This is a genomic window from Streptomyces sp. OR43, from assembly GCF_008042275.1.
Lineage (GTDB): Bacteria > Actinomycetota > Actinomycetes > Streptomycetales > Streptomycetaceae > Streptomyces.
Genome location: NZ_RDBK01000005.1, coordinates 33,823 through 44,813, shown reverse-complemented (window position 1 = coordinate 44,813; position 10,991 = coordinate 33,823). Strand labels below are relative to the sequence as shown.

General features: G+C 71.2%; 11 protein-coding genes. 6 read left to right on the top strand and 5 right to left on the bottom strand.

Features of this window, described 5'->3' with window-relative positions; genetic code table 11:
- The coding region (locus tag EAO72_RS42690; protein WP_459112814.1) for a DMT family protein at window positions 1-534 on the bottom strand (534 nt) is incomplete at its 3' end.
- Between the two features lie 218 nt (window positions 535-752).
- Between EAO72_RS42690 and EAO72_RS03050 the strand changes: the two genes are divergently transcribed.
- Entirely contained in the window at window positions 753-2,408 is a 1,656-nt protein-coding gene (locus EAO72_RS03050) for an FAD-binding dehydrogenase (RefSeq protein ID WP_148015664.1), read from the top strand.
- 102 nt (window positions 2,409-2,510) lie between these two features.
- Entirely contained in the window at window positions 2,511-3,761 is a 1,251-nt protein-coding gene (locus EAO72_RS03045) for an FUSC family protein (protein WP_148015663.1), read from the top strand.
- A gap of 15 nt (window positions 3,762-3,776) precedes the next feature.
- On the opposite strand, the gene EAO72_RS03040 is transcribed toward EAO72_RS03045, so the two are convergent.
- Window positions 3,777-4,220, bottom strand: coding sequence for an ASCH domain-containing protein (locus EAO72_RS03040; RefSeq protein ID WP_148015662.1), 444 nt, complete (start codon window positions 4,218-4,220; stop codon window positions 3,777-3,779).
- A gap of 209 nt (window positions 4,221-4,429) precedes the next feature.
- Between EAO72_RS03040 and EAO72_RS03035 the strand changes: the two genes are divergently transcribed.
- Both EAO72_RS03035 and EAO72_RS03030 read left to right on the top strand, forming a co-directional pair.
- A complete protein-coding gene (locus EAO72_RS03035; protein WP_261991287.1) occupies window positions 4,430-5,095 on the top strand; it encodes a molybdopterin-dependent oxidoreductase in 666 nt (221 codons plus the stop codon).
- Window positions 5,079-5,720 carry a cytochrome b/b6 domain-containing protein gene (locus tag EAO72_RS03030; RefSeq protein ID WP_148015660.1) on the top strand — a complete coding sequence of 214 codons (642 nt, stop codon included), beginning with the start codon at window positions 5,079-5,081 and terminating at the stop codon, window positions 5,718-5,720. The genes EAO72_RS03035 and EAO72_RS03030 overlap by 17 nt, the downstream gene beginning before the upstream one ends.
- On the opposite strand, the gene EAO72_RS03025 is transcribed toward EAO72_RS03030, so the two are convergent.
- Entirely contained in the window at window positions 5,706-7,103 is a 1,398-nt protein-coding gene (locus EAO72_RS03025) for a GntP family permease (protein ID WP_148015659.1), read from the bottom strand. The genes EAO72_RS03030 and EAO72_RS03025 overlap by 15 nt on opposite strands.
- Window positions 7,104-7,114: 11 nt before the next feature.
- Window positions 7,115-7,624, bottom strand: coding sequence for a gluconokinase (locus EAO72_RS03020; RefSeq protein WP_148015658.1), 510 nt, complete (start codon window positions 7,622-7,624; stop codon window positions 7,115-7,117).
- 156 nt (window positions 7,625-7,780) lie between these two features.
- On the opposite strand from EAO72_RS03020, the gene EAO72_RS03015 reads away from it, so the two are divergent.
- On the top strand, window positions 7,781-8,482 hold the full coding sequence (locus tag EAO72_RS03015; protein WP_148015657.1) for a FadR/GntR family transcriptional regulator: 702 nt from the start codon (window positions 7,781-7,783) through the stop codon (window positions 8,480-8,482).
- 168 nt (window positions 8,483-8,650) lie between these two features.
- On the opposite strand, the gene EAO72_RS03010 is transcribed toward EAO72_RS03015, so the two are convergent.
- Window positions 8,651-9,364: a TetR/AcrR family transcriptional regulator gene (locus EAO72_RS03010; RefSeq protein ID WP_148015656.1), complete on the bottom strand. Its 714-nt coding sequence runs from the start codon at window positions 9,362-9,364 to the stop codon at window positions 8,651-8,653.
- Window positions 9,365-9,464: 100 nt separating this feature from the next.
- Between EAO72_RS03010 and EAO72_RS03005 the strand changes: the two genes are divergently transcribed.
- Window positions 9,465-10,976: an APC family permease gene (locus EAO72_RS03005; RefSeq protein WP_410089983.1), complete on the top strand. Its 1,512-nt coding sequence runs from the start codon at window positions 9,465-9,467 to the stop codon at window positions 10,974-10,976.
- The last annotated feature ends 15 nt before the right edge of the window (window positions 10,977-10,991 follow it).

The following is a 10,991-nucleotide window of genomic DNA, read 5'->3' as shown; positions in this document are numbered from 1 at the left end:
GCGCGGTCGGGGGTGTCGCCCGCGCTGCTCGCGGTGGCGGCGGGACTGCTGTACGGACTCCAGGACGCCCTGACCCGGGTCAGCGGGCAGCGCCTCTCGGACGGCGGCTGGGCGGCGCTCGTCACCGGCTGGCAGCCGTACGCCGTGCTGGTCCTGGGGGTGACGGGGCTGATCCTCGTACAGAGCGCGTTCGAGACGGGCCCGCTGCGGATGTCCCTCCCGGCACTGACCGCGGCCCAGCCGCTGRCCGGTGCGGTGACGGGACAGGGCCATCGCGAAGAGCAGATTGGTGGCCAGGAGCGGTTCGACGACGGAGACCTCGCCCTTGCCCAGCGCCAGCGCGCCCAGCACCATGCCGCAGACCATGAGTCCGATGCCGGCCAGCCAACTGCGCACCCGCATCAGGTCCAGCAGCAGCCGGGGCGAGAGGTAGTCGCTCTTCGGGGCATGGCGGGCGGCGGCCTGTTGCAGCACGAAGCCGAACCCCAGGCAGCAGGCGGCGCTCACGGAGAGCACGATGACCAGCACCGACACGCTTCCCCACCCCGAGTCAGGCCGTAAGAGGGTGATTTGTGTCGACGATAGCGCCTGGGAACGGCATCGGCGGCCGAAGCGCCGCCGACCGGGCGGTTGACGCCGGGACGGCCGGTACCGAAGATCTGACGCACGAGTAACTTCGCGAGCGGCCGCACGGATGACGTGCGGTCGTTCCGCCGGACCGCGGCCCGGTCACCCCGACAAGGATGGAACCCATGGCGTACGACGCTGATGTGATCGTGATCGGGGCAGGACTCGCGGGGCTCGTCGCCACCGCGGAACTGGTCGACGCGGGCCGTTCGGTCATTCTGCTCGACCAGGAACCCGAACAGTCGCTCGGCGGCCAGGCCCACTGGTCCTTCGGCGGTCTCTTCCTCGTCGACTCGCCCGAACAGCGCCGGATGCGGATCAAGGACAGCCAGGAGCTGGCCCTCCAGGACTGGTTCGGCACGGCCGGCTTCGACCGCGAGGAGGACCACTGGCCGAAGAAGTGGGCCGAGGCGTACGTCGACTTCGCGGCCGGTGAGAAGCGCTCCTGGCTGCACCGGCAGGGCATGCGGTTCTTCCCCGTCGTCGGCTGGGCCGAGCGCGGCGGCTACGACGCGAACGGCCACGGCAACTCCGTCCCCCGCTTCCACATCACCTGGGGCACCGGCCCCGGCGTCGTCGCCCCCTTCGAGCGCCGGGTGCGCGAGGGCGTCGCCAAGGGGCTCGTCACCTTCCGCTTCCGCCACCGTGTCACCGGCCTCGGCCGCACCGGTGGCACCGTCGACACCGTGAGCGGCGAGATCCTGGAGCCCAGCGACGCGGCCCGCGGCACCGCGAGCAGCCGGGGGACGGCCGGCACCTTCGAGCTCAGGGCCCAGGCGGTGATCGTCACCTCCGGCGGCATCGGCGGCAACCACGACCTCGTACGCAAACAGTGGCCCGAGCGGCTCGGCACCCCGCCGCAGAAGATGCTCTCCGGCGTCCCCGCCCATGTCGACGGGCTGATGCTCGGCATCACCGAGGACGCGGGTGCCCACCACATCAACCGCGACCGGATGTGGCACTACACCGAGGGCATCGAGAACTGGAACCCGATCTGGGCCAAACACGGCATCCGGATCCTGCCCGGCCCGTCCTCGCTCTGGCTGGACGCCCGCGGCAAGCGGCTGCCCGTCCCGCTGTTCCCCGGATTCGACACGCTCGGCACCCTCGAACACATCATGCGCAGCGGCCACGACTACACCTGGTTCGTCCTGGACCAGAAGATCATCGGCAAGGAGTTCGCGCTCTCCGGCTCCGAGCAGAACCCCGACCTGACCGGCAAGTCCGTCCGCGACGTGATCGGCCGGGCCCGCGCGGACGTGCCCGGACCGGTGAAGGCGTTCATGGACAACGGCGTGGACTTCGTCGTCGAGAAGGACCTCGGCGCCCTCGTCCGCGGCATGAACGCGCTCACCGGCGAAGCGCTCATCGACGAGGACGACCTGCGCCGCGAGATCACCGCCCGCGACCGGGAGATCGCCAACCCCTTCACCAAGGACCTCCAGATCACCGCGATCAGGGGAGCCCGCACCTACCTCGGCGACAAGCTCATCCGTACGGCGGCCCCGCACCGCATCCTCGACCCCAAGGCCGGACCGCTGATCGCCGTACGGCTCAACATCCTGACCCGCAAGTCGCTGGGCGGACTGGAGACGGACCTGTCCTCCCGGGTCCTCACGGCCGACGGCAGCCCGCTGCCCGGGGTGTACGCGGCCGGCGAGGCGGCCGGGTTCGGCGGCGGCGGGGTGCACGGCTACCGCTCCCTGGAAGGCACCTTCCTCGGCGGCTGCATCTTCTCCGGCCGGGCGGCGGGCCGCGCGGCCGCGGAGGCGGTCGGATAGGGCGGCCGGCGGCGGGGCCGCCTACGGCGCCGCCCGCGTCCGTCCGGTGGGGTTCCGGGCCCGGAACCGTGCCGAAGCGCCGGATCCGGGCAAGGGAAGAAGATGCCAGGAGTAGCCGAACCCGTCATCAACCTCGTCCGGCGCACCACCGAGCCCGTGGCCGCGCAGACCCTGCGTTCCACGGGCGCCGCGGTGATCGCCTATGCCGTGGCGACCGCGACACTGACCGAGCCCGCCCCGCTGACCGCACCGCTGACCGCGCTGCTCGTCGTCCAGGTGACCCTCTACGCCACCGTCAACATGTCGGTCAAGCGTGTGGTGTCTGTCATCGTCGGCGTCCTCATCGCGAGCGGCTTCAGCGCCCTGGTCGGCATTTCCTGGTGGAGCCTGGGACTGACCATCTTCACAGCGCTGATCATCGGCAGACTGGTCCGCGTCGACGAGTTCGTCCCCGAGGTGGCGATCAGCGCCATGCTCGTCCTCGGCGTCACCTCGCAAACCGCGCGGTCCAGCATGGCGTGGGAGCGCGTGTACGAGACACTCATCGGCGCCGGTGTGGGCCTGCTGTTCAACCTGCTGTTCGCCCCGCCCGTCTGGGTGCAGTCCGCGGGGGCGTCCATCGACGGACTGGCCCGTGAGATGGGGCAGATGTTCCGCGACCTCGGCAGCGCCCTCGCCCGTCCGGTCACCGTCGCGGAGGCGGCCGAGCGGCTGCACCGGGCCCGTCGTCTCGACCACGACATCGTCGAGGTGGACGCCTCCCTGCGGCAGGCCGAGGAAAGCCTCATGTACAACCCGCGGGTGCGGCAGGGGCTGCTTCACCGCGTGGTGCTGCGCACCGGTCTGGACACGCTGGAGATCTGCGCGGTCGTCGTGCGGGTGCTGTCCCGGACGCTGACCGACCTCGCCAAGGACCGGGGCGACGAACCTCTGTTCCCCACCGAGGTCGCCGCCCACATCACGGAACTGTTCGAACAGATGGCGGGGGCCATCGAAAGCTTCTCGGTACTCATCACCACTCCGATGGCCGCCAGCGCCGAGGAGGCCGAGGAACAGCTCGCCGACGCGCTCACCGCCAGCCGGGCGACCCGCGACCGGGTGGCGGACATGCTGCTGGCCGCCGTCCAGGAACACCCCAGGAAGTGGCAGCTGCACGGGGCGCTGCTTGCCGAGGTGGACCGCATCCTGGACGAGCTGGACATCGAGAAGCGCGCCGAGCGCCTGGGCCAGGAGCTCGACCGCCGTTCGGCCGACCTGCACGAGCGCCACCCCTGGCTGCTCACGTTCCGTCGCCGGCTGGGCCTCGTCAAGGGCACGGGCCCGGAGAGGAGGGACGAGGCCGAGGTGCGGTGAGCCCCGGCCGGCCGCTCAGCCGCGTGCCGCGCCGGGCCCGATGCGCTCGACGACCCGGAACCGTTCCGCCACGACCAGCGTGTCGTCGTGGACCGTGAACTCCGGGTCGYCGAGCGCGTCCCGCATCTCCTCGCTGTGCCAGAACCGTTCGTGGCCCTCCCGCCACCCGGCCACCGAGGTGTCGCCCTCGCCCTCGTCGAGGACATGCTGGAGATCGACGTCCCCGAGCCGCAGGATCCGCACCTCCGTGATCTCCAGCACCGCGATCTCCCGGCCGTCCGAGTCGATCAGCGCGGACCGCTCGCCCACGGGCGGCGGATCCTCCCGCTCCACCTGGTACTCCGCGAACAGTCCGGTCGTCGACACTTTTCGCCCGTCGAGCACCGAGGCGACCAGCCGGTCGCGCAGCGGTCCGGGGAACGCGAGGAGGAACGGCTTGAGCGCTTCACGGTTCGGCATGGCGCAAGTCTGGCATCCGCTGCCCGCCGGTGGCGGGCAGAATCTGACGGGCCGGTGACGTACCGCCCCCGCCCCTGGCGCCGGGTGGTCCGGAGTGCTCGAATCGAGGGGTGAACAGTTCCTCTACCGGCGCGGAGCCGGATCCGGCGGCCCAGGGCCCCGATCCGGACGGTACCGGCACTCCCGTGGGCCGTCGGCTCGTCCTGACGATGCTGGGCCTCGGCGCCGCCGGGCTCGTCGCGGCCCCCGTACTGCAACGGACCCTGGAGTCCGGCCTGGGCGCGCTCTCCGACAAGGACCCCACCGGGCTGACCGGGCTACTGCCCAACGGCGGCGGCTTCCGCTACTACTCCGTCGCCACGTCCGTACCGAGGAAGAGCGCCACCGACTACCGGCTGACCGTCGACGGCCTGGTCGACCGCCCGGCCACGTACACGCTGGACGCCCTGAAGCGCATGGAGCAGACCCGTATGGTCCGGGACGTCCAGTGCGTCACCGGCTGGCGGGTTCCCGAGACACCCTTCGAGGGCGTACGGCTGTCCGCGCTGCTGGACGCGGCGGGCGTCCGGCCCGGGGCGAAGGCGGTCCGGTTCACCTGCTTCGACGGCACGTACAGCGAGAGCCTGACCCTCGATCAGGCGCGCCGGGACGATGTGCTGGTCGCGCTGCGGATGCAGGACCGGCCGGTGTCCCACTCGCACGGCGGCCCGGTCCGGCTGTACGTGGCCCCGATGTACTTCTACAAGTCGGCGAAATGGCTCTCCGGGATCACCGTCACGGACTCCGTACGCCCCGGATACTGGGAGAAGCTCGGATATGACGTCGACGCCTGGGTCGGCCGGTCCAACGGCCGCGACGATGCCCCCACCACCTGAGACGAGCGGCCGGGTACGGCGTTTCAGCGGTCCGGTGCGCTGGGTGCACCGCACCACGGCCGCGCTGACGCTCCTGTGCGTGGCGACGGCGGCCTGTCTGTACGTACCGCAGCTCGCCGAACTCGTCGGACGCCGCCATCTCGTGGTCACCCTGCACGAATGGTCCGGGCTGCTGATCCCCGTACCGCTGCTGGCGGGCCTGTTCGCGCGGTCGCTGCGGGCCGATCTGGGCCGGCTCAACCGTTTCGGGCCGCACGACCGGCAGTGGCTGCGGGCGGTGCGCCGGCGAGACCACCGGCCGGAGTCCCGCCCGGCCGGGAAGTTCAACGCCGGGCAGAAGCTGTACGCCGCCTGGATCGCGGGCGCGGTGCTCGTCATGGTGGGCACCGGGCTGCTGATGTGGTTCACCGGGCTCGCCCCGCTGGTGTGGCGGACCGCCGCGACGTTCGTCCACGACTGGCTGGCGCTCGCGATCGGCATCGTGCTGGGCGGACACATGGCGATGGCGCTCGCCGACCCGGAGGCACGCCGTGGCATGCGTACCGGGTCGGTCGAGCGCCGGTGGGCCCGTCGCGAGCACCCGCTGTGGCGGGAGCCGGGGGAGCGGCCCCTAGAGGATCAGTGACAGGAGCAGGATGAAGGCCAGCGAGACCACGGAGATGATGGTCTCCATCACCGACCAGGTCTTCACCGTCTGGCCGACGTCCATCCCGAAGTACTCCTTCACCAGCCAGAACCCGGCGTCGTTGACGTGGCTGAAGAAGAGCGAGCCCGCGCCGACGGCGAGGACCAGCAGGGCGGCGTGCGAGGTCGACATGTCGGCGGCCAGCGGGGCGACCAGTCCGGCCGCGGAGATGGTGGCCACCGTGGCCGAACCGGTCGCGAGCCTGATGCCCACGGCGATCAGCCAGCCGAGGAGCAGCGCGGGGATCGACCAGTCCTCGGAGAACTCCAGGATCATCTGACCCACACCGGCGTCGATCAGCGTCTGCTTGAAGCCGCCGCCCGCGCCGACGATGAGCAGCACTCCGGCGATCGGGGCGAGGGACTTCTCCACGGTGGTGGAGAGCCGGGCCTTGGTGAACCCGGCCGCCCGGCCCAGCGTGAACATGCCCACGATGACCGCCGCGAGCAGAGCGATCAGCGGCGAGCCGATCACATCGGTGACTCGCTGGAGACCCTGCTCCGGGTCGTCCACCACGATGTCGACGAGGGCCTTGGCCAGCATCAGGACGACGGGCAGCAGGATCGTCGCCAGGGTGGCGCCGAAGCTCGGCCGGCGGTCCAGGTCCTCGGACGGGCGCTGCGGGATCATCTTCTCGGGCGCCTTGATGTCCACCCAGCGGGCGGCGTACCGGGAGAAGACCGGACCGGCGATGATCACCGTCGGGATCGCGACCAGGACACCGAGGGCCAGCGTGACGCCCAGGTTGGCGTCGAGGGCGTCGATCGCCACCAGCGGTCCGGGGTGCGGGGGAATGAGCCCGTGCATCACGGAGAGGCCGGCCAGGGCCGGGATGCCGATCCGCATCAGGGAGTAGTTGCCGCGCTTGGCGACGAGGAGCACCACCGGGATCATCAGCACGATCCCGACCTCGAAGAACAGCGGCAGACCGATGATCGAGGCGATCAGGACCATGGCCCACGGCATGGCCCGGTGGCTCGTCCTCGCGAGGATCGTGTCGACGATCTGGTCCGCGCCGCCGGAGTCGGCGAGCAGCTTGCCCAGGATCGCGCCGAGCGCGATGAGGACGCCGACACCCGCGACGGTGGAGCCGAGGCCCGCGGTGAAGCTCGCTATCGTCTTCGCCGGCGCGGCGCCGGCGAACGAACCGAGCGCCAGCGAGCCGATGGTGAGCGCGAGGAACGCGTGCATCTTGAGCTTGGTGATGAGCAGAACGATGACGGCGATGCCCGCCAGGACGGCGATGCCCAACTGCGCGTTGCCGGCCGAAGTGATCGGTTCGACGGCGTCCGCTGCCAGCATCTCGACGCTGAGACTGGTCACGGTGATGATCCTTAGTTATCGAGCCGGCGCAACGCGGCGACGGCTCGCTGGGTGATTTCCTCGGGGGTGCCGGACACATCCACGGCGACGCCGGCCTCGTCGTCCTCAAGGGGCTGGAGGGTGGCGAACTGCGAGTCGAGGAGCGCGGTCGGCATGAAGTGGCCCTTGCGGCCCGCCATCCGCTCCTCGATGAGCGACCGGTCGCCGCTCAGATGAAGGAAGACGGCACCGGGGGCCTCGTTGCGCAGCCGGTCGCGGTAGGCGCGCTTCAGCGCCGAACTGCTGACCACGCCGCCGAGCCCCGCACGGCCGTGCGCCCACTGCCCGATCGCGTCGAGCCAGGGCCACCGGTCCGCATCGTCCAGCGGGGTACCGGCCGACATCTTGGCGATGTTCGCCGCGGGATGGAAGTCGTCGCCCTCGGCGTACGGAACGCCCAGTTCGGCGGCGAGCAGGGGACCGATCGTGGTCTTGCCGGTCCCTGCGACGCCCATCACCACGATGACGTGGGGGGTGCTCATTTCGGTGCCTCGCTGTCTTCTTCGATGTCGTCGTCGACATCGGTCCGTCGCGCTACTGAAACCTATACGTACGACTTATTCAAGATGGTGTGACATAAACGTCGTACTTTTTGTTCCCGGCGGGGCCTCCCGGGGCAGCCCCCGTACGCTTGGCCCATGACCACACCTGCCCAGGGGCTGCATACGCATGTGCTGGACGCCCTGGGGCTGGAGATCGCCGCGGGTGAGCATCCGCCCGGCCAGGTTCTGCGTACGGACGAGCTGGCCCAGCGCTTCGACGTCTCCCGCACGGTCGTACGGGAGGTGATCCGGGTCCTGGAGTCCATGCACCTGGTCGAGTCCCGGCGCCGCGTCGGTGTGACCGTACGGCCGACCGAGGCGTGGAACGTCTACGATCCGCAGGTCATCCGGTGGCGGCTGGCCGGCGCCGACCGTCCGCGCCAGCTGCGCTCGCTGACCGTCCTGCGCTCGGCGATCGAACCCGTCGCCGCCTCGCTCGCCGCCCGCCACGCCACCCCGGAACAGTGCGCCGCGCTCACCGAACGGGCCCTCGGCATGGTCGCCACCTCGCGCGGCCAGCAGTTGGAGGGGTACCTGGAACACGACATCGCCTTCCACCGGATCGTCCTCAACGCCTCCGGCAACGAGATGTTCGCGCGCCTGGGCGACGTGGTCGCCGAGGTCCTCGCGGGACGCACCCACCACCAGGTCATGTTCGAGGACCCCGATCCGGCGGCCGTGACCCTCCACGTCCGGCTCGCCGAAGCGGTGCGCGAGGGGGACGCCGCCGGGGCGGAGCGGCTGACGAAGGAGATCGCGGTGGGCGCCCTGCACGAACTGGACGTGCTCGCGCCCTGATCCGGCCCGACTGCCGGCTGCCGCCTACCGCCTGACGTGGCGCGCCCGTCCGAGGGCTGCCGCCTACCGCCTGACGTGGTGCGCCCGTCCGAGGGCTGCCGCCCGGACGTGGTGCGCCCGTCCGACGGCTTCCGCCCGGACGTGGTGCGCCCGACTGCCGTCCGCCGCCTACCGCCTGACGTGCTGCAACCGGGCGGCGGCCGCGGCCAGCATCATCTCCAGCGCCGCCGGATAACCGCTGCGGCTCATCTCCGCGACCAGCACGGGCGCGGTCGCCGCGATGTTCGGGTGCGTGTCCGCCGGCTGCCGGGCGTAGACCTCCGGCCAGGCCTGCACCTCCTGTGCCCTGGCCCGCTCCGGAAGCGCCAGCGTCGACGCGTCCAGCGCCGCGAACGACAGCGTCTGGTCGACGAAGACGTGGTAGATCCGCACCGCCTCCCCATCCGGGAAACCGGCGCCCCGCAGCACCCCGAGGATCGCCTCCACCGACCGGATCTCGTGCGTGCGGCCGGTCACCCGCGCGCACGTCAGCAGCGCCGCCCGCGGGTGGGCCAGATAGTCCGCGTGCATCCGCAGCCCCAATGACCGCAGATCGGCCCGCCAGTCACCCGTCGGCCGCCAACTGCGCAGCGTCCGCCCGATCAGCTCGTCGGCCACCGCCAGCAACAGCTCGTCCGTGTCCCGGAAGTAGCGGTAGAGCGCGCTCGGATCGCATCCCAGTGCGGCGCCGAGCCGGCGCACGGTGAGCGCCGCCGCCCCGTGCTCGCCGATCAGCCGCAGCGCCGTCTCCACGATCAGCTGCTCGGACAGCACGACGCCCTGCTTGGTGGGGCGCCTGCGCCGCCGCGCACCCTCGGGCACCACCCGCTCGCTCGCCTCCATGCCCGGCACCTTACGACAACACCGTTGACGTGCGGAACCCCCGAGGAGTTCGATGTGCCGCCATCGGGGCCGAACAGCGCCCCTCGGTGAAGGAGCGACCGTGACGTCCTACCGCGAGGAACCAGCCGGACCGGCCCGGCCACCCGCTGCCCTGCGCAAGAGCCTCGGCGTCGTCGACGGCTTCGCCATCGCGGCCTCGTCGACCGCGGCCACCACCAGCATCGGCATCGGACTCGGCGTCACCGCCACCGCCGTCGGGCTCCACCTGCCGATCATCATGCTGCTCGCCTTCCTGCCGATCCTGGGCATCGCGGGCGCCTACTCCCGACTCAACCGGGTCGAGCCGAACATGGGCAGCGGCTATGTCTGGGCCGGCCGCTCGCTCAGCCCCTGGCTCGGCTTCCTAGTCGGCTGGATCGGCATCGTCTCCACGATCGTGTTCCTCGCCTACACCACGACGGTCACCGGTTCCGCCCTGCTCCAGCTCGCGGGCGAGGCCGGGCTGCACGAGGTGTCCGGGCTCCGGCTCGACCCGGACTCCACCGCCCAGTCGACCGCGCTCGGCATCGTCGTCCTCGTCGCCGTCACCTTCACCGCGGTCACTGGCCTCCGGTCGGCCGCCACGTTCCAGAAGTACCTCCTGGTCTTCGAGTACGCGGTCCTGCTCGGCTTCTGCGGATACGGCCTGTTCGCGGGCTCACAGCCCTTCAGCCTCGACTGGCTCAACCCGTTCACCATCCCGTCTTTCGAGCAGCTCGCCCAGGGACTGCTGCTCTCCGTCTTCTGCTTCTGGGGATTCGAGTCCACCTTCAGCGTCACCGAGGAGATCCGGGATCCGCAGGACGCGTCCAAGGCCGGGCTCATCACACTCTTCACGATGCTGGGCCTGTTCCTGCTCGGCTCCTTCGCCTTCCAGCGCGTCCTGTCGCTCGACGAGCTGACCGCCCACGGCGCCCAGGGGCTCACCTACTTCGGCAACCAGCTGGCCGGCCAGCCGCTCGCCGCCCTCCCGCTGATCGCCCTCACCCTGTCCGCCGTCGCCTCCCTGCAGTCCGGGGTGATCCCGACGGTGCGCGGCATGTTCGCCATGGGCCGCGACCGCACGCTCGGACCCCTGTGGACCAAGGTCAGCCCGCGGTACGGGACACCCGCCGCCGGGACCGTCGCGGTCGGCTGCATCGCCGCCGCCATCGCCGTGCTCTCCCTCGTCATCCCGAAGGTCGGCGACCTCATCCTGGCGTCCGTGAACGCGATCGGGGTCGTCGTCTCCCTCTACTACGCCCTCACCGCGCTGGCCGCCGCGGCCCGCTTCCGCGGCTCGTTCCGGGAGAGCCGGGCCCTGGCGGTGCGGGCGGTGGTGCTCCCCGTGACCAGCGCCCTCGTCCTGCTCGCGCTCGGCGGATACCTCTGCTGGACCTTCGCCACCTCCGCCGACCACTTCGAGGTCAGCCCGGACAACGGCTGGTTCATGCTCCTGTGCCCGGCCGTCATCCTGCTGACCGGCTTCGTCGCCGCGGCCTGGGCCAAGTGGGCCAGGCGGTCCCCGTACTTCGTCACCGGCCGTTCCGTCGCCCCGGACGCGCTCGCGGAGCCCGTGCCCGACCCGGCCTGATTCCCGCCCGAACCA

Excerpts from the sequence above, each read along its gene's own strand:
- EAO72_RS03050 (WP_148015664.1), top strand. The coding sequence starts at position 753 with ATGGCGTACGACGCTGATGTGATCGTGATCGGGGCAGGACTCGCGGGG.
- EAO72_RS03045 (WP_148015663.1), top strand. The coding sequence starts at position 2,511 with ATGCCAGGAGTAGCCGAACCCGTCATCAACCTCGTCCGGCGCACCACC.
- EAO72_RS03035 (WP_261991287.1), top strand. The coding sequence starts at position 4,430 with ATGCTGGGCCTCGGCGCCGCCGGGCTCGTCGCGGCCCCCGTACTGCAA.
- EAO72_RS03030 (WP_148015660.1), top strand. The coding sequence starts at position 5,079 with ATGCCCCCACCACCTGAGACGAGCGGCCGGGTACGGCGTTTCAGCGGT.
- EAO72_RS03020 (WP_148015658.1), bottom strand. The coding sequence starts at position 7,624 with ATGAGCACCCCCCACGTCATCGTGGTGATGGGCGTCGCAGGGACCGGC.
- EAO72_RS03015 (WP_148015657.1), top strand. The coding sequence starts at position 7,781 with ATGACCACACCTGCCCAGGGGCTGCATACGCATGTGCTGGACGCCCTG.
- EAO72_RS03010 (WP_148015656.1), bottom strand. The coding sequence starts at position 9,364 with ATGGAGGCGAGCGAGCGGGTGGTGCCCGAGGGTGCGCGGCGGCGCAGG.